Raw genomic sequence first — 19,331 nt, forward strand, 5'->3', positions numbered from 1 at the left:
GTGTATAAGAAAGAGGTATACAAGCGTAAGATCGTCGGCAGCGTCAGATGTGTATAAGAGACACGATCGAGGACTTAACCAAAACGTTTGAAGCATTCAATGCACCGTTTATCCAGTTTTGAAAGAGCAAATCTTTCAATTAAATACAAAGTCTAGTGATGATGGCAAAGAGGTCACACCCGTTCCCATACCGAACACGGAAGTTAAGCTCTTTAGCGCCGATGGTAGTTGGGGGCTTCCCCCTGTGAGAGTAGGACGTCGCTAGGCGCAAAAAGTCGCTACTGATACACTCAGTAGTGGCTTTTTTTATTTGAGCCGATTATTTATAAATAAAAGAAGGCATCCTCAATGGATGCCTTCTTGTTTTAGATACCTAACTTAATGTGTATGAACTGTAGTAGCTCGCAGTTCGATACGGCGAATTTTCCCTGATGTCGTTTTTGGTAACTCATCAATAAAGACGATACTACGAGGGTATTTATAAGGGGCTGTTAACGCTTTTACATGCTCCTGTAGCTCCTTTGTTAACTCCTCTTCATTACATTCTTTGAAGCCTTCTCGTAAGATAACAAATGCCTTTACAATATGCCCCCTAATTTCATCTGGCGCAGCTACAACTGCACATTCTTGTACAGCTTCATGTTTGTTTAATGCATCTTCAACTTCAAATGGTCCGATCGTATAACCAGATGAAATAATAATGTCATCTCCACGACCTTCAAACCAGAAGTAACCGTCTTCATCACATTTTGCTTGATCACCTGTAATATACCAATCCCCACGAAATGCAGCTTGTGTGCGCTCTGGTTCTTTATAATATTCTTTAAATAAAGCTGGTGAAGATTTGTGAACAGCAATATCACCAACTTCTCCAACTGGCGCTTCATTCCCTTCATTGTCGATAATACGTACAATATTACCTGGAGTTGGAACACCCATAGATCCAGGACGTAATTCTGTGTTTTCGAGTGTACCAATTAATAATGTGTTTTCTGTTTGTCCATAGCCGTCACGTACTTTTAGTCCAAAATGATTCATAAATGTTTCGATAACTGGACGATTTAAAGGTTCACCAGCAGAAACGGCACTACGTAGAGATGATAGATTGTAGTCTTGTAAATTATCGATTTTCGCCATAATTCGGTATTCAGTCGGTGTACAACATAGAACATTAACTTTTTCATCCTGCATTAATTGAAGATAGGTTTTTGCATCGAATCCACCATGATAGACAAATGCAGTAGCACCGAGCATGATTGTGGATAAAAAAGGACTCCATATCCACTTTTGCCAACCAGGAGCAGCTGTTGCCCACACGAGGTCTCCTTCACGTACACAAAGCCATTTTGAAGCTGCAGTTCTAATATGTGCATATCCCCAGCCATGTGAATGAACAACGCCTTTAGGTTTACCAGTTGTACCAGATGTATAAGAAAGGAATGCCATGTCATCACGTGTAGTAGCTACGGCTGTAAATGTAGCTGGCTGGCTGCTTGCTAATTCATCTAAAGAAGTCCAATCTCCTTTCGCAGCACCGATCACTAGTTTATTTTTCAATGCGTCTACAGAAGAAGCAATTTGATCAACTTCACTAGTAAAAGCCTCATAAGCAATAACTGCACTAGCAGAAGAATGTTCCATCCGATATTCTAAATCGCTTGCACGTAGCATCTCTGAACATGAAATGGGTACGATACCAGCCTTTAAGCAGCCTAGAAAAACGAAATAGGCTTCTGGAAGTCGAGGAATAATAACTAATACACGATCACCTTTTTGAAGCCCCTTCTCCGTAAAAGCGTTTGCGTATTGATTCATTTTTTGGTTAAGCTCCACATAAGAAACTGTACGTCTCTCTTGTTGTGTATTTAACCAACGTATTGCTTGGCGATCACTATCTTGCGAAAATTTTTCTAATTCCTCTGTGATGTTATAAAATTCAGGTGCAATTAAATCATTTGATACCATCTTGAACATCCTCCCCCAGAAAATTTGATAGAAAATTCATAAAACTATTTTTATTTTAACAATTACAATAATATACAGCAAGAATATTTAGTACGTTAAATAGAAATATTAGAATTAATAGAGAACTATTATGCTTTCAGACGAATATAGGAGGATACTTCGACAAAAAATATAAAAATTTTCACAAAATGTGTTGCATTATTTATAATGCTTGCTATAATAATAAATGTACTTAAGAGGTTGTCTAAAACCAAAGTGAATAGCATTGTTCCGAAGTAGCTCAGTTGGTAGTAGCACCTGACTGTTAATCAGGTTGTCGCAGGTTCGAGTCCTGCCTTCGGAGCCATTTTTTTGTCCTTTTTTCAAATGCTATAATACATAAAAAAATTTGTGGAAAAGCATTGCAATTATTAATGAAAAATGTTATTATAATTCTTGTCTTGTTTGAGACATAATATTGGCCCCTTGGTCAAGTGGTTAAGACACCGCCCTTTCACGGCGGTAACACGGGTTCGAATCCCGTAGGGGTCACCATTTAAAACATAGGCTTTATAAAGAATATAAACTGTGATATAACACCTGTTTCTATGGAGGATTAGCTCAGCTGGGAGAGCATCTGCCTTACAAGCAGAGGGTCGGCGGTTCGAGCCCGTCATCCTCCACCATTCTTATTGTGTTATTTCGGAGGGGTAGCGAAGTGGCTAAACGCGGCGGACTGTAAATCCGCTCCTTAGGGTTCGGCGGTTCGAATCCGTCCCCCTCCACCAGTTTTATAAATGATTGGGGTATAGCCAAGCGGTAAGGCAACGGATTTTGATTCCGTCATGCCTAGGTTCGAATCCTAGTACCCCAGCCATTTTTTCTTTTATGAGCCATTAGCTCAGTTGGTAGAGCATCTGACTTTTAATCAGAGGGTCGAAGGTTCGAGTCCTTCATGGCTCACTTTTTTAGAATGAAAATTATTCAAAAGTGTTATATTAACTACAGATAACTAATCTCTTGCTGAAAACAGTAGGAGATTTTTTTATGTTATTTATAAATGAATAAATATACAACTTTTTGTCGAGTTGAGCCAAGTGGTATGTAGGCTTTACAATAATCTTATAACTTTTAGGGGGTATAAAAACATGAATAAACTTAATATTTCTATTATTGGAGTACCAACAGATTACGGACAAACACGCCGTGGGGTAGATATGGGACCAAGTGCTATTCGATATGCAGGTATTGTTGAACGTTTAGAGGCTATCGGACACGATGTACAGGATCAAGGGGATATTCGTGTTAGTCAAAAGCTTGCTGACGGAGCTGTGGATGAAAAATTACTAAATTTAGAGGAAGTTGTAGATGTTAGTACTGCATTAGCAAATAGTGTGCATGAAGTAGTGGAACAAAAGAAATTCCCACTCGTATTTGGTGGAGACCATAGCATTGCTATTGGAACATTAGCTGGATTAGGTGAGCATTACAAAAATCTCGGTGTTATCTGGTATGACGCTCATGCAGATTTAAATACACCTGAAACAACACCTTCAGGCAATATACATGGGATGCCGTTAGCTGTTAGTATTGGGCTAGGACATGAACGTTTAGTGCAAATTCGCAACTATGCTCCAAAAATTAAGCCAGAAAACGTGATTATTATTGGAGCTCGTTCAGTAGACCCAGGAGAACGTGAATTGATACGTCAACAAGGAATTAAAGTATATACAATGCATGAAATCGACCGACTTGGCATGACACGTGTGATGGAAGATGCACTTGCTTATTTAAAGGAACGAAATGTTGATGGCTTACATTTATCACTTGATTTAGACGGATTAGATCCACTTTATACGCCAGGTGTGGGTACACCAGTTCCAGGCGGAATTACGTACCGAGAAAGCCATTTAGCAATGGAAATGTTACAAGAATCAGGCATGGTAACTTCAGCAGAGTTTGTAGAGGTAAATCCTATATTAGATGAAAAGAATACAACAGCAAATGTGGCTGTTGCATTAATGGGATCTTTATTTGGCGAAACACTAGTTTAAAGAAAATTTGACAAAAAATTGCCTGTTGCCACATTGCATAAAAATCTTTTGCTATAATTGAATTAAAACGAAACTTTTCTTATTGGTGCTTCGTATAGTATAAGACAGTTGTAAAGGTGGAGAAGTCAACACAATGGATGCGTTAGTAAATAAGAGAATAAAACAAGTGCTTAAAGGCGATCAAAACGCATTTGCCGATATTGTGAGTCTCTATCAGCACAAACTGTACCAAGTATGCTATCGAATGTTAGGCAACAAACAAGAGTCTGAAGACATTGCTCAAGAGGCTTTTGTGCGAGCTTATATGAACTTGCATACATTTGATCAGAAAAGAAAGTTTTCAACGTGGCTTTATCGCATAGCGACAAACCTCTGCATTGACCGTATTCGAAAAAAGAAACCGGATTATTATTTAGATGCAGAAGTAGCTGGTACAGAAGGGCTTGATATGTATTCGCAAATCGCAGCAGATGACCAGCTACCAGAGGAGCAGTTAGAACAAATGGAGCTGCAAGATCGCATTCAATATGAAATTGGACGATTGCCGGATAAATACCGTTCGGTTATAGTATTGAAATATATAGAAGAGTTATCGTTACAAGAGATTAGCGAGATTTTAGATATGCCGCTTGGAACGGTGAAAACGAGGATTCACCGCGGACGTGAGGCATTACGTAAGCAATTAAACAATCTGTAGGAGGGGGAGCGTCATGAATACTTGTCCAGAGCATATTATAGACTATATGCATGATTATTTAGACGGTGACATTAGTCGTGAGCATGAGCAAGAGTTGAAACAACACTTGCATACATGTAATGATTGTAAACAGTTGATGCAAGAATTGAGTGAAACAATCGCCTTTGTGAAGAGTGCTTCCCACATTACAGCGCCTCCGAGTTTTGAAGCAGCAGTTATGGCTCGTTTACCAAAACCAAAAAGTCGAGTAGGTATACAAAAATGGATTCGCCGGCATCCGTTCCTTGTGGCAGCAGCAGTATTTTGCTTATTCATGAGTGCTACATTATTGGGTAGCTTCATGGATGACCAGCATTTCTCGGTGACCAAGCAACCTAATTTAGTTGTGGATGGTCAAACAGTGATTGTCCCTGAAGGAGAAGTGGTAAAAGGCGATATTGTTGTGAAAAATGGCGATTTGATTGTTGAAGGTGAAGTTGATGGCAACGTCACAGTAATCAACGGGCAATATATGGCATCTTCAGCGGTAGTTTCAGGGAGAATCGAAGAAATTGACGAAGTATTTGAATGGTTATGGTATACAATTAAAAATTCTGTTAAGACAGCCATGACATTTGAGGAAAAAGAAGAAACTAAATAACACTCTATACGTCCTAAAAAATAGTGCACGTGAGAGGCTGAAAGGTCTACTCTTCTGAGTAGACTTTTTATTTGAAAAAAGTTACATTTGATAAGAATGTGATATACTTGAATGTGTATGGATTCGTAATGAAAAGTGGGGGATGCCACGTGCAAATTATCGAACATTTCACGGATTTAACACCTGTGAATATTGTTATTAACTTCATTGATGTACTGCTCGTTTGGTACGTTGTTTATAAAGTCTTAACCCTCATTAAAGGTACGAAGGCTGTCCAATTACTTAAGGGAATATTCGTCATTATTATTGCACGAATTGCAACAGACCTTTTAGGGTTACAAACACTTGGCTGGATGCTACAACAAGTTATTGAGTTTGGTTTCCTAGCGATTATTATTATTTTCCAACCTGAAATCAGACGTGGTTTAGAACAAATTGGACGAGGAAAGCTATTCCAACGTTCATCAAGTCAAGAAGAAGAAGAACAAACAAGACTTATTGAGGCTATGAAGAAGTCTGTAAGTTATATGGCTAAACGTCGAATAGGTGCGTTAATTTCTATTGAAAAAGAAACAGGTCTTAATGAATATATTGAAACAGGTATAGGGCTAAATGCTGAAATTTCATCAGAATTACTGATTAATATCTTTATACCAAATACCCCGCTACATGATGGGGCTGTTATTATGCAAAAAGATAAAGTTACAGCAGCGGCTTGTTATTTACCTTTATCTGAAAGCCCATTTATTTCAAAAGAGTTAGGGACACGCCACCGTGCTGCTCTTGGCTTAAGTGAAGTTACAGATGCTATTACAATTGTTGTGTCAGAAGAAACAGGCGCAATTAGTATAACATTAAATGGTAATCTCCATCGAAATCTATCTCTAGAGGAGTTTGAAACATTATTAAGAAAAATGTGGTTCGGATCAGTACAAGAATCAAATGCATCCTCTAAGTTGACTTGGAGGGGGAAAAAGAATGGATAAAATGATGGATAGCCCTTGGGTACTTAGAATCATCGCGCTATTTTTAGCGTTTTTGCTTTTTTTCTCAGTGCGTACTGAGTTGTCACCTTTAAATAAAGCTACCTCAAATGAACAAACGGATGTTATTCGTGATGTTCCAGTGGATGTTTATTACGATAATGAGAATCTTATTGTGACAGGTTTACCTGAAACTGTGGATGTAACGATAGAAGGTCCCATGGCATTGGTTTTAAAAGCAAAGGGAGCTAAGGATTTTTCTATATTTGCGGATTTGAGCAATTTATTGCTGGGAGAGCATGATGTAAAACTGCAATACGAAAATATTTCAGAAAAGTTAAAGGTGACATTAGACCCTGCAACTGTTCATGTGAATATTGAGGAAAAGGTCACGCAGGAGTTCCGAGTGGACCCTGAAATGAACAAACGTTTAATCGAAGAAGGTTTTATCTTAAAAGAAATGACGGCCAACCCGCCAACTGTTTATGTAACAGGTGCAAAAAGTGCTATTGAAAGCATTAGTTATGTAAAAGCAACTGTTACAGGAGAGCAGGGCTTGAAGCAATCATTCACGCAGGAAGCAGCTGTAAAAGTATTAGATAGAGATTTAAATAAGTTAGACGTGACTATTGAACCTGAAATTGTGAAAGTTCAAGTAGATATAGCGGAGTATAGTCGAGAGATCCCAGTTGTCCTTAAGGAAACAGGGCAAGCTGCCGAAGACATTACCATTAACTCATTAACATTTACACCGAAAATGATCAAAGTGTATGGTAGAAAATCAATTATTGACAGTTTAACATCCATTCCAATAACAGTTGACCTGTCAAAAATTACTGAGTCCAAAACTTATGAATTTGATGTAAAATTACCAGATGGTGTGACAAAAATATCTGACAAGAAAATAAAAGTGAAGGCAGATATTACAAAGGTAGAACAAGAAGAACAGCAGAAAACACCAGCTTCTACAGAGGAAACGCCACCTCCAACTGAAGAACCTGATGTGACAGATGAGAGTACTACAACTGATAAAAATACGTCAACTGAGGAATCGGAAGATATTGATTCTTAAACAATATGTGACTATAATTTTATTTTGATTCTAAATCAAAAATCCAATCAGGTTTGTAATTCAGGTTTCATCAAACAAACTGGCAGAGTGGAATATTAATAATTACCAATGAATGAACAAAAGCAGACTTTTCCAAAAGTAAGCGGACAAGTGTCTAATGCTTGATAGAAACTCACTAGGCACTGTCTTGCATTGAAGGAGAGAATAAGTAGAATGGGTAAATATTTTGGAACAGATGGCGTCCGTGGCGTCGCGAATAGTGAATTAACACCAGAATTTGCATTTAAACTTGGTCGTATAGGCGGCTATGTTTTAACAAAAGATGCAACTGACCGTCCAAAGGTTTTAATTGGTCGTGACACACGTATTTCAGGCGAGATGCTTGAAGGTGCACTTGTGGCTGGTCTTTTATCAATTGGGGTAGAGGTAATGCGTCTGGGTATTATTTCAACACCAGGTGTGGCATACCTTACTCGAATTATGAGCGCAGATGCAGGCGTCATGATTTCAGCTTCACATAACCCAGTTGCAGATAACGGTATTAAATTTTTCGGTCCTGATGGCTTTAAGCTAACAGATGCACAGGAAGCGGAAATTGAAGCGTTAATTGATGCGCAAGAGGATACATTACCACGTCCTATAGGAGCAGATTTAGGATCTGTAAGTGACTATTTCGAAGGTGGTCAAAAATATATTCAATACTTAAAGCAAACAGTGGATGAAGAATTTGATGGTATCCATGTAGCGCTTGATTGTGCACATGGTGCAACTTCATCTTTAGCTACACATTTATTTGCTGATTTAGAAGCTGACATTTCTACAATGGGTGCTTCTCCAACTGGCTTAAATATTAATGATGGTGTAGGCTCAACACATCCAGAAGGACTAGCTAAATTTGTTACTGAAAAAGGTGCAGATGTTGGTTTAGCCTTTGATGGCGATGGAGACCGTTTAATTGCTGTAGATGAAAACGGAAAAATTGTTGACGGTGACCAAATTATGTTTATCATTGGTAAGCATTTAAATGCGGTAGGGCGTTTAAAGAAGCAAACAATTGTTTCAACAGTAATGAGCAATATGGGCTTCTATAAAGCTGTGGCTGACAATGGTATGCAAAGTGTACAAACAGCTGTAGGTGATCGTTATGTTGTGGAAGAAATGCGTGCGAATGAATACAATTTAGGTGGCGAGCAATCAGGGCATATCGTCTTTCTAGATTTTAATACAACAGGTGATGGCTTACTGACAGGAATTCAGCTTGTCAACATTATGAAAGCGACGGGTAAAAAGCTTTCAGAACTTGCAGCTGAAATGAAAATCTACCCTCAGCGTCTTGTCAATGTGCGTGTAACAGATAAGCATGCTGTGACTGATAATGCGAAAGTAGCTGCAGTAATTGCAGAGGTAGAAGCTGAAATGGCTGGAAATGGTCGTGTTTTAGTACGTCCTTCAGGTACAGAGCCATTAGTACGTGTCATGGTGGAAGCAGCAACAGAAACGGATTGTGAGCGTTTTGTCGAGCGTATTGCAGATGTTGTACGTGTAGAAATGGGCCTAACAGAATAAGAAATAGAGTGTAAACCCGATTTCCGTAAACAGGAAATCGGGTTTACTTATTTGAAAGGAATGTTTTAAATAAGCGAGATGGGGAACAGTAATTAGGAGTCACAATAACAAGGAGTGTTTAATTGATATGGCTAAAATTGCTACAGTTATAACAGATATGTTTGAGGACATTGAGTTTACAAGCCCTAAAGAAGCGTTGGAAGCAGCTGGGCATCAGCTAGTAACAATTGATATCGAAGCAGGCAAGGAAGTTAAGGGTAAGCATGGAGAGTCCGTGAAAATTGATAAAGGCATTGATGAAGTAAAAGCTACAGATTACGATGCATTATTTATTCCTGGTGGTTTTTCTCCCGATATATTACGTGCGGATGATCGTATAGTAGCATTTGCAAAGTCCTTTATGGATGAAATGAAGCCTACCTTTGCCATTTGTCATGGACCACAACTTCTTATTACTGCAAAGACATTAAATGGGCGTGACGCCACAGGTTATAAATCCATCCAAGTGGATTTAGAAAATGCAGGGGCAATCTTCCATGATGAAGAAGTATTTGTCTGTCAAAAACAGCTTGTAACAAGTAGAACGCCAGATGATCTTCCTGCATTTAATAGAGAAATTGTTAAATTATTAGACAGTAAATAAAGGATAGGCACAAGCATTTTAAATGCTTGTGCCTAATTTCTATTACAATGCTTATCAAAGTGCTTATGTATCGCTTTGTCTACATATTTGTCACGAAAAAGCTTTAGGACTAGGTGTTTTTTATAACGAAAATTTGACGGATAGCATATGATTGAGTATGATGGAGAAGTTGAAGATGAGGTCCGACCTTATCCTTTAACGAACGCCTAAGGAGGGAAGAAAGCGTAAAATCGGAAAACAATTATAGCGCCTGAGCTGAAGAAATCGGACGAAAAGATCTTCAGCAGACGAGGTGGAGGTTTATCGAAAATTCGGCGGATGCCTCCCAATCGACATACCCGATTGTCATTTTCCATTTTGAAAGCATTTGAGTGATTGAATGTACAGAAAATGGAGAAGGTATTGTAAAAGCAATAGATAAATAGATGAAGCTTCACATATCGAAGGTCTCTATTCAGTTGGCTGAATAGCTTGTGTGTATTGGAGTGCTTTATTTTTTATAAAAATAAAGCTTCGCTGTACATTCAAAAAAATTCGATAGGATGAGGCCTAGTTTGTCATTGCGTTAAATTGACATTATCGGAGGACGAGAATTATGTGTGGAATTGTAGGATATATTGGTGAATCAGATGCAAAGGAAATTCTATTAAAAGGCTTAGAAAAGCTAGAGTACCGTGGTTATGATTCAGCGGGTATTGCAGTACGTAACGAGGAAGGCGTAACGGTTTTCAAAGAAAAAGGGCGTATTGCAGATTTACGAGAAGCGGTAGATGAAGATGTTGCTGCGAAAATTGGTATTGGTCATACACGTTGGGCAACACATGGTGTGCCAAATCGTTTAAATGCTCACCCACATCAAAGTGCATCAGGACGCTTTACACTTGTGCATAATGGGGTTATTGAAAACTATCACTTATTGCAAAAAACATATTTAAAAGGCATTCCAATGAAATCTGATACAGATACAGAGGTTATTGTGCAATTAGTAGAGTTATTTGTGAAAGATGGTCTAAGCACTGCAGACGCCTTCCGTAAAACATTATCTCTATTACATGGCTCCTATGCACTGGCACTATTAGATGCAGAGGCAGCAGATACAATCTTTGTAGCAAAAAATAAATCACCACTTCTAGTTGGAATTGGTGAAGGTTTCAATGTTGTTGCGTCAGATGCAATGGCGATGCTACAGGTAACAGATCAATACGTAGAGCTTCACGATAAAGAGGTAGTTATCGTACACAAAGCAAGTGTGGAAATTACAAAATTAGATGGTACTGTAGTAGAGCGTGCACCATATACTGCTGAGCTTGATATGAGTGATATTGAAAAAGGCACATATCCACACTATATGTTAAAAGAAATGGATGAGCAGCCTACAGTTATTCGTAAAATCATTCAAGCATATGAAGGTGACAACGGTGATTTAACGATTGATGCGGAGATTTTAGAAGCCTTACGAGCAGCAGATCGTTTATATATTATTGCAGCGGGCACAAGCTATCATGCGGGTCTTATCGGTAAACAATATTTCGAAAAAATGGCCGGTATCCCTGTAGAAGTGCATATTTCTAGTGAATTTGGCTATAACATGCCATTACTTTCAGAAAGACCATTATTTATCTTCATTACACAATCAGGAGAAACAGCAGATAGTCGTCAAGTACTTGTAAAAATTAAAGAGTTGGGCTATCCAACATTAACGATCACAAATGTACCTGGCTCTACGTTATCACGTGAAGCTGACCATACATTGTTATTACATGCAGGTCCAGAAATTGCTGTAGCTTCTACAAAAGCTTATGTGGCACAAGTAGCAGTACTTGCATTAGCAGCCTATGTGACAGCAAAGGCAAATGGCAAAGGCTTAGAATTTGATTTAAAACAAGAGCTTGCGATTGCCGCTAATGGCATCCAAACAATTATTGATTCAAAAGATGTGCTAGAAGACATTGCAGAAGATTACTTAAAAATCGCACGCAACGCATTCTTCATTGGCCGTAATATGGACTTCTATGTCAGCCTTGAAGGTGCCTTAAAACTAAAAGAAATTTCGTACATCCAAGCAGAAGGCTTTGCTGGTGGAGAACTGAAGCATGGAACAATTGCCTTAATCGAAGAAGGTACACCTGTGTTTGCGCTTGTCACACAAGCTTCAGTAGGATTAAACATCCGTGGTAATGTTAAAGAAGTAGCGGCTCGTGGTGCATATCCATGTATTATCGCGATGGCAGGCATTGATGAAGATGGTGACCGTTTAGTCATTCCACATGTTCATGAATTACTAACACCGCTTGTATCAGTAGTACCTTTACAATTAATTAGCTACTATGCTGCACTTCACCGCCGCTGTGATGTAGATAAACCACGTAACCTAGCTAAATCGGTAACTGTTGAGTAGGAACAAAAATTAGATTTAATGTGTTGGTGATTTTAAATAAAGTCATACCGTTTGTAAAAAAATTACACCATTTTACCCCTTTGGATACTATTAATCTAAAGGGGTGTTTTTATCCATAACGAAACACTCCTTGAAACCGAATAGGAGAGCAACATTTCAAATAATGTCCCTTGATATAATTCTCTATGTAATCTAACTATGTTTGAACAAGGAGATGGAAGCATGGGTAAGTTAACAGGCAAAATCGCTTTAGTTACAGGATCAAGTCGAGGAATTGGCCGCAGTATTGCATTGCGTCTGGCACAAGAGGGAGCCTTTGTCGTCGTTCATTATGGGAAAAGACGTACTGAGGCAGAAGCAGTTGTTCACCAGATCGAACAAAGCGGAGGAAATGCTTTGGCGATTGGTGCTGACCTTAGTACTCTAGATGGTATTCAAGATTTATTTACTACTTTGGATGATACTATTCGGGAATATATGGGCGGTTGCGGATTCGATATTCTTGTCAACAATGCTGGAATTGGTCAAATTATCAGTTTAGAAGAGACGACGGAAGAATCATTTGACGAGGTAATGAAGATAAATGTTAAAGCACCACTTTTTGTTACTCAGCAAGCTTTGCCACGTTTAAAAGATGGGGGGCGTATTATTAATATTTCATCTTTTGTGACACGTGCAGCTTCACCAAGTGTCTTCACGTACAGTATGTCCAAAGGTGCAATCGACACGTTTACGCGTCTTCTAGCCAAACAACTAGGGAGCCGGAATATTACGGTAAACGCCATCCAACCTGGGATTATTAATACAGAAATGAATGCTGAGACTTTGAAAAACCTTGATGGACAAAAATATGCGGCTGGTCTTTCAATTTTCAACAGATGGGGAGAGCCCGGGGATGTGGCAGATATTGCCGCCTTTCTTGCTTCATCAGACAGCCGTTGGGTAACTGGTCAATTGCTCGATGCAAGTGGAGGATCACATCTATAGAACATTAATTATCAAGCTTTGTATGGCATAGTCCTCCTCAATCAGGCGCTATTGTTGTATAGGCTGTTCTGTTCATCTTGAATTCACGGAGCGGAGAATTGTTAAGTTAATTAAAAACAAAGTAAAAGCGGTCCTCCACAGATATGATGTGGAAGGCCGCTTTTTTGTTATAAGCACAGTCACCATTTATTATTGGTTACATCTGATTCACTTAATCGTATAGTAATAGATTAAGAGATCTATTTAGCTTACGAAGCATTACGCAATGATTTCAGAATTAAACTCAAAATGAAAACTAGTATAATTGCTCCAATGAGGGCAGGGAAGATATAGAAATCGGAAATTTTAGGACCCCAACTTCCAAGAAGCATACCACCAATCCATGCGCCGATAATACCTGCAATAATATTACCAATAATTCCACCTGGGATATCTTTACCCAAAATTATACCTGCAAGCCAACCGATAAGCCCGCCAATTATTAAAAACCAAATGAAACTCATACTATCCATCTCCTATTTTGTATTTTAAATATTTTGTTATAGTGTTTTATAACCTTTTTTGAACTCTTTCAAACTATAAGGAGAGAAAAAATAAAAATTTGGGGAAGTTTCAAGGGAGATATCAGACATTGGCGCATTTCTGTAATAAGAGGAGCATCTTTATTTTAATGATAGTAATAAATTCATGTTTATTCTATTTTCATCCTGAACGCCGAAATCCAATATCAAATCACAAGTTTATTTTAACCAAGAATTACAAAATGGAGACTTAGCGTATAAGCATGGATTAACAACAGGACTTTCCTGATGTGTGTATAAGATTTTATTATTGATTTACATAAACCTTCCACCGATTTTGGTGGAAGAATTTTATGCATTCTAAAATTCCTTTGAAATATAGTATAATCTAGAAATTAAGCTGGATTCAAACTAGGTTTTCCTCTGATATTTAGTAAGTTCTTATGATTTTTCTAGTTAAAACAATCATAACAGTCAAATTACCATGAGCTAAGTTATATTCTCTTAAATATGGCAACAAAGGGATTTAAATAAAAGTAGGATGAAAGTTATATGAATTATACTAGTTGAAAAGGGTGAAGGTTAAGTATATTGAACAAAAAAAAGATACCATTACAAACAAAAATATTGGGATTGATTAGCACGTTAATTCTTTTTATTGTTTTTCTGCTCGCCAGTATATTTGCTTATTTACAATATGTCGATGCAAGGACTCAAGTTAAACAATTGGCATTGCAAACGGCTATGACAATCTCTCTTATGCCAGAACTTAAAGAATCCATTGGGAAAAGTGATTTAGAGCTACGTTTTCGTCCAATTGCTGAGCAAGTAATAGATCAGGTAAATGCAGAAAATATTATTATTGAAGATCGGGAGAAGATTATTTATTCGCACAGAAGCCCAAGTCAGGTTGGTCAGAAGAGTTTTGACCATACAAATAATTATGGGTTAATATTTGGTGGTTCTAATAATTTTGAATTGGAACGAGAGAGTGGTTCTGTTTTAATAGGAAAGGTTCCTATCATAGCAGACAATGGAGAATATACTCGTGTAATTGGGACCGTAACAGTTGAATACGCAGAAAAAGAAATCTTTCAAAATATTTATAAACGAATTAAGTCCATTCTCATTGCTTCTCTGATTGTTTTAATTTTAGGAATCATTGGTGGTATTTTTTTAACCAAAAGTATTAGAAAAGATACTATGGGATTGGAACCGCATGAAATCTCCTCACTATATAGAGAAAGAAGTGCCATTCTGTTATCAGTAAAGGAAGGAATCATTGCAATCGATCAAAAGGGTTTCTTAACCTTAATCAATCATTCTGCTAGTTCAATGTTGAACCTCAAGGATGAATCCTCTATTGGTGAACATATTCAATTTGTCTTACCAGCAATTAATATCGATCATGTATTACAGAAAGGTAAGCCCATTCATAATGTAGAGATATTAATTAATGATAAAGTATTTATTTTTAATTTTATTCCCATTATCGAAAATGAAAAGATTATGGGTGTGGTTTCTAGTTTTCGTGATAAAACGGAGCTTAAAAAGCTTATTGATACGATCACAGAGGTTCGCGCATATTCTGAGGGACTTCGTGCACAAACGCATGAGTACTCAAATAAACTTTACTTATTATCAGGATTAATCCAATTAGAGAGATATCAGGATGCGTTTGAATTTATACAAAAGGAGTCAGCCAATCACCAACACCAAAACCGAATTCTATTTAATCAAATTCAAGATATAAATGTTCAAGCTATATTATTAGGGAAACTGGGTAATGCATCGGAAAAGAAGATTGCCTTTGAAATTGATCCTGATAGTTATGTAGATGTCTTACCAAGTCACATTGAAATCACGGATATCATCACAATCATTGGAAATCTTATTGATAATGCATTTGATGCCGTAGCCGATCGAAAAGAGAGAAGGGTGTCTTTCTCAATTACAGGAATTGGGAGTGATATCATTATAGAAGTAGCAGATAACGGAAAGGGAATTGCTGAAGATATGTTAGATTTTATATTTGATTTACGTAGTTCATCTAAAGGAAAAAATAGGGGGTACGGTTTATTTAATGTTAAACAAATTGTAGAATCTTTAGGTGGAACAGTAGAAGTAAAAAATGACAAAAACGGCGGGGCCATTTTCACGGTATTTCTACCGAAATAATGAAGCTTACTCAATGAGATAATCTATAGTACTACTGATGTTGGAGGTACTTCCCTTTAAGTCGGGTTTCTAAATGTCAGCACAGGGAGATAAAAGAAGGAGAGGGGAAAAATGATTAAGGTTGTCATTGCGGAAGATGATTTTCGTATTGCACAAGTGCAAGAACAGTTTTTGCATAAAGTACCAGATGTAAAGGTTGTTCAGAAGGCATTGAATGCAAAGGAAACGATGGACATACTAGAGAAATATGAAGTTGACTTGCTTTTTTTGGATATCTATATGCCCGATGATCTTGGAACAAATTTGTTAGCAAAAATTCGCGATCATTATCCAACAATCGATATTATTATAGTGACTGCTGCAACAGAAAAAACGATGTTGGAGACGGCAGTTAGATATGGTGTGAGTAACTATTTGTTGAAGCCTGTGACAATGGAGAAATTTGTTGAAGCGGTGGAAGAATATAAAAAAAAGAAAAAACTTCTAAGTCATCGTGATGAGGTCGACCAAACATTGATTGATCAATACTTTGGTGTTGCCAATCAATTGTCCTCATCTCAAAAAGACTTACCTTCAGGTGTTGATCGTCATACTTTAGAAAAAGTGAAAGAGGTAATGAAGGAACTAAAAGGTGGTATTTCCATCGAGGAGATGGGTGAACAAATCGGTGCATCTCGAACAACTGCTAGAAGGTATTTAGAGTTTCTTGTTTCAATTGATGTCTGTACGGCAAAACATGAATATGGAGTTGTTGGAAGGCCTGAGAGGAAATATTACTATAAAGAATAACAACAAGGTTAACTTAAAAATAAGGACAAGGGATGAACAATGAGAAAAAAAATAATGTTTATTTTCGTGCTTGTTGTCATGCTTTGCTTTGGTTGTTCACAAGATGAGGGGCATGAAGCAATAACAGATACAGTAACATTCATTGCCCCAAGCTCTATTGGTGGAGGTTGGGACAAAACAGCAAGAGCCATACAGGATATTTTACTGAGTAACAATTTGATTGATGAGGATATTCATGTACTGAATAAAATAGGTGCTGGTGGAGAGCTAGGATGGAAATATACTAAACAACAAAAAAAACATGTGCTAGCAATGAATTCAAGCCTACTCATAACCAATCATTTGTTGGGGCAAAGTAAGCTAACCTACAAAGATTTTACACCCATTGCCACTTTGGCTACAGAATGGAATGTCGTAATTGTCTCCAAGGATTCAGAAATAAAAAGTGCAAAAGGTTTAATGGAAGAGCTCAAAGAAACACCTCAAGCGTATAAAATAGGAGTTTCCCCGAGATTAGGCAATGATGATCAAATTTCTTTTGTATTAGCGAGTAAACAGGCAGGAGTGCATCCTGAAAAACTAGATTTTTTAGTTTATGAGAATAGTGATGAAGTTGTTGATGCATTATTAAAAAAGCAAATAGATGTGGCAACGATGGCATTATCCGAGGCTAAAAAATATTATGATTTGAATCAGGTACAATTGCTTGTCATTTCCTCGGAGAAACGTTTAAAGGAGCTCCCAGAAATTCCTACATGGAAGGAAGAGGGAATAAATGTAGTTTTTAAACACTGGCGCGGTATTATGGGACCACCTAATATGTCAAAAAAGGAAATCGAATTTTGGGAGACGACATTTGCAAAAATGGTCAAAACCAAAGAATGGAAACAAACTTTACAGATATATATGTGGGAAGATTTTTATATGAACAGTAGAGATACATCTAGATTTCTTGATGATGAAAATAAGAAATATGAGAAATTATTGGAGATTTACTGAGTAAATTTACTCTTATTAGGCATAGTAATATATTTGCTTTATTAGGTTGACTATTGAGATCTATGTGTTTTCCTTTCTATCGTCTTATACGATGGTGGAGAGAATACATAGTCCAAGGTTAGCCTCTTTTTTTGTTTATCAAAAATAGACAGGCATACAATGCTTTTCGTGAACAAAATGTACAAAATAGCTATAAAGAAATTAATAAACATTAATTTGTAAACGATTACATTTGGTCGATGTTAATTTATTATAAGGTGTAATATTCGGAAAATTAGTTATTTAACGAATTGATAAATAACTTCACAAAGCATTTGGGGGGAGTATTATGCTAGCAATTTTAGGTTTTTTAATGATAATAGTATTTATGATTTTGATTATGACGGGCCGTCTTACAGCAATGATTGCATTAATTGTAGTGCCAATTACGTTCGCAGTTATTGGTGGATTCGGAAGTGAAATGGGACCTATGATGTTGGATGGGATTAAAAGTGTCGCTCCAACAGGGATTATGATTTTATTTGCAATTCTTTTCTTTGGTATTTTGATCGATGCTGGTGTATTTGATCCAATCATTAAAACGATTCTTAGGCTAGTAAAAGGGGATCCTGTAAAAATTGCTATCGGAACAGCCGTATTAGCCCTTTTTATTTCTTTAGATGGTGATGGTACGACAACATACATGATTACTATTTCTGCCTTTCTACCGCTTTATAAAAGAATTGGCATGCGACCAATTGTATTAGCTGGTATTGCCGTATCAGCTTCGGGTGTGATGAACCTTCTACCTTGGGGAGGACCAACAGCAAGGGTTATGACAGCCTTGAATCTGGAAATGTCTGAGGTTTTTACACCAGTGATTCCAGCGATGATTGGCGGGGCTATCTTTGTTCTGTTCATGGCATTTACGTTCGGAAGACAGGAAAGAAAGCGGATTGGTATTATAGAATATGATTATGAAGCGGCAGCTCAGTCTGCTGCTACAGTCGAAGATGACTATTTGAAACGTCCAAAACTAATTATCTTTAACTATACTTTGACAATTGTTCTTTTAGTAGCGTTAATTATGGAGTTATTACCACCTGTTGCATTATTCATGCTTGGTTTTGCGATTGCGATTACTGTAAACTATCCAAAATTGAAAGATCAGAAGGAACGTGTTGCAAATTATGCTGACAATGCCTTATCTGTTGTTTCTATGGTTTTTGCAGCTGGGATATTTACAGGCATTCTTTCAGGTACATCAATGGTAGATGCGATGGCAAACTCAGTGATTCATTATATTCCAGATGCAATGGGTTCTCATTTTGCGGTTGTTACAGCCATTCTCAGCGCACCTTTTACATTTTTTATGTCTAATGATGCTTTTTACTATGGAGTACTGCCGTTACTTGCAAAGGCAGGAGCAGTTTATGGCATTGATCCAGCCCTAATCGGTAGAGCTTCTCTTTTAGGTATGCCAGTACACCTTCTAAGTCCGCTTGTTCCCTCTACGTATTTATTAGTAGGAATGGTTGGAGAGGATTTCGGAACACTACAACGTATCTTCTTAAAGTGGGCATTCGGTTCTACAATTGTCATGATTATTGTCTGTGTAGTGTTGGGGATTTTCCCCCTTTAAAAGCTACGGTTCATGGGGTGAAAAAGATTACCTAGTAAAAATTCTTTATTTATAAGTGTAAGAGAAGCCTATTTTAATGGGCTTCTTTTTTTCTATTCTTATTCGAGTACCCGCCATAAATTAAAAATTGTTTAGAAGGATGTTTCAGATAGGGGTTTTAAAGCGTTTTTATTCGTAAAAAGGACAATCATCATATACGATAAAAATAATTAAGACTTAGGATTCTGCAATTAAAAAGA

The 19,331-nt window shown here is 37.4% G+C and carries 15 protein-coding genes, 6 tRNA genes and 1 rRNA gene; 20 read left to right on the forward strand and 2 right to left on the reverse strand.

What is annotated here, in order from left to right; all coding sequences use genetic code 11:
* Window positions 1–151 precede the first annotated feature (151 nt).
* A 5S ribosomal RNA gene (gene rrf, locus BFM98_RS16225) occupies window positions 152–267 on the forward strand.
* 111 nt (window positions 268–378) lie between these two features.
* Here the strand turns inward: rrf and mbcS are convergent.
* Window positions 379–1,965 carry an acyl-CoA synthetase MbcS gene (mbcS, locus tag BFM98_RS16230; protein WP_066037912.1) on the reverse strand — a complete coding sequence of 529 codons (1,587 nt, stop codon included), beginning with the start codon at window positions 1,963–1,965 and terminating at the stop codon, window positions 379–381.
* Between the two features lie 269 nt (window positions 1,966–2,234).
* On the opposite strand from mbcS, the gene BFM98_RS16235 reads away from it, so the two are divergent.
* From BFM98_RS16235 to BFM98_RS16305, 15 genes are all read left to right on the forward strand, one after another.
* Window positions 2,235–2,311: transfer RNA gene (locus tag BFM98_RS16235), tRNA-Asn, on the forward strand.
* 113 nt (window positions 2,312–2,424) lie between these two features.
* Window positions 2,425–2,499, forward strand: a tRNA-Glu gene (locus tag BFM98_RS16240).
* 55 nt (window positions 2,500–2,554) lie between these two features.
* A tRNA-Val gene (locus BFM98_RS16245) sits at window positions 2,555–2,630 on the forward strand.
* Between the two features lie 18 nt (window positions 2,631–2,648).
* Window positions 2,649–2,732 (forward strand) — tRNA-Tyr (locus BFM98_RS16250).
* A gap of 14 nt (window positions 2,733–2,746) precedes the next feature.
* Window positions 2,747–2,821 (forward strand) — tRNA-Gln (locus tag BFM98_RS16255).
* A gap of 13 nt (window positions 2,822–2,834) precedes the next feature.
* Window positions 2,835–2,907: transfer RNA gene (locus BFM98_RS16260), tRNA-Lys, on the forward strand.
* Window positions 2,908–3,092: 185 nt separating this feature from the next.
* Entirely contained in the window at window positions 3,093–3,998 is a 906-nt protein-coding gene (gene rocF / locus BFM98_RS16265) for an arginase (RefSeq protein WP_004225412.1), read from the forward strand.
* Between the two features lie 133 nt (window positions 3,999–4,131).
* Window positions 4,132–4,695, forward strand: coding sequence for an RNA polymerase sigma factor SigW (sigW, locus tag BFM98_RS16270; protein ID WP_004225410.1), 564 nt, complete (start codon window positions 4,132–4,134; stop codon window positions 4,693–4,695).
* A 13-nt stretch (window positions 4,696–4,708) separates the two neighbouring features.
* Entirely contained in the window at window positions 4,709–5,335 is a 627-nt protein-coding gene (locus tag BFM98_RS16275; protein WP_066037913.1) for an anti-sigma factor family protein, read from the forward strand.
* A gap of 149 nt (window positions 5,336–5,484) precedes the next feature.
* Window positions 5,485–6,321, forward strand: coding sequence for a diadenylate cyclase CdaA (cdaA, locus tag BFM98_RS16280; protein ID WP_009370548.1), 837 nt, complete (start codon window positions 5,485–5,487; stop codon window positions 6,319–6,321).
* Window positions 6,314–7,390: a CdaR family protein gene (locus tag BFM98_RS16285; protein ID WP_048393928.1), complete on the forward strand. Its 1,077-nt coding sequence runs from the start codon at window positions 6,314–6,316 to the stop codon at window positions 7,388–7,390. Before cdaA ends, BFM98_RS16285 begins: the two co-directional genes overlap by 8 nt.
* 213 nt (window positions 7,391–7,603) lie before the next feature.
* Window positions 7,604–8,956, forward strand: a complete 1,353-nt coding sequence (gene glmM / locus BFM98_RS16290) for a phosphoglucosamine mutase (protein ID WP_054549733.1) — start codon at window positions 7,604–7,606, stop codon at window positions 8,954–8,956.
* 127 nt (window positions 8,957–9,083) lie between these two features.
* Complete coding sequence (locus BFM98_RS16295; RefSeq protein WP_054549732.1) at window positions 9,084–9,599, forward strand: type 1 glutamine amidotransferase domain-containing protein; 516 nt, start codon at window positions 9,084–9,086, stop codon at window positions 9,597–9,599.
* A 595-nt stretch (window positions 9,600–10,194) separates the two neighbouring features.
* Entirely contained in the window at window positions 10,195–11,997 is a 1,803-nt protein-coding gene (glmS, locus tag BFM98_RS16300) for a glutamine--fructose-6-phosphate transaminase (isomerizing) (protein WP_054549731.1), read from the forward strand.
* Window positions 11,998–12,219: 222 nt separating this feature from the next.
* On the forward strand, window positions 12,220–12,984 hold the full coding sequence (locus tag BFM98_RS16305; RefSeq protein ID WP_066037914.1) for an SDR family oxidoreductase: 765 nt from the start codon (window positions 12,220–12,222) through the stop codon (window positions 12,982–12,984).
* A 248-nt stretch (window positions 12,985–13,232) separates the two neighbouring features.
* On the opposite strand, the gene BFM98_RS16310 is transcribed toward BFM98_RS16305, so the two are convergent.
* Window positions 13,233–13,487, reverse strand: coding sequence for a GlsB/YeaQ/YmgE family stress response membrane protein (locus BFM98_RS16310; RefSeq protein ID WP_016991561.1), 255 nt, complete (start codon window positions 13,485–13,487; stop codon window positions 13,233–13,235).
* Window positions 13,488–14,093: 606 nt separating this feature from the next.
* On the opposite strand from BFM98_RS16310, the gene BFM98_RS16315 reads away from it, so the two are divergent.
* From BFM98_RS16315 to BFM98_RS16330, 4 genes are all read left to right on the forward strand, one after another.
* The gene (locus tag BFM98_RS16315) at window positions 14,094–15,683 is read left to right on the forward strand and encodes an ATP-binding protein (RefSeq protein ID WP_066037915.1); all 1,590 of its coding nucleotides are present in this window, start codon (window positions 14,094–14,096) and stop codon (window positions 15,681–15,683) included.
* A gap of 111 nt (window positions 15,684–15,794) precedes the next feature.
* Window positions 15,795–16,472, forward strand: a complete 678-nt coding sequence (locus BFM98_RS16320) for a response regulator (RefSeq protein ID WP_054549728.1) — start codon at window positions 15,795–15,797, stop codon at window positions 16,470–16,472.
* 39 nt (window positions 16,473–16,511) lie between these two features.
* Window positions 16,512–17,471 (forward strand): tripartite tricarboxylate transporter substrate binding protein, encoded by a 960-nt coding sequence (locus BFM98_RS16325; RefSeq protein WP_066037916.1) that lies wholly within the window; start codon window positions 16,512–16,514, stop codon window positions 17,469–17,471.
* A gap of 328 nt (window positions 17,472–17,799) precedes the next feature.
* Window positions 17,800–19,092 (forward strand): CitMHS family transporter, encoded by a 1,293-nt coding sequence (locus BFM98_RS16330; protein WP_054549726.1) that lies wholly within the window; start codon window positions 17,800–17,802, stop codon window positions 19,090–19,092.
* Window positions 19,093–19,331 lie beyond the last annotated feature (239 nt).

The organism is Lysinibacillus sp. AR18-8 (assembly GCF_001705465.1).
Lineage (GTDB): Bacteria > Bacillota > Bacilli > Bacillales_A > Planococcaceae > Lysinibacillus > Lysinibacillus capsici.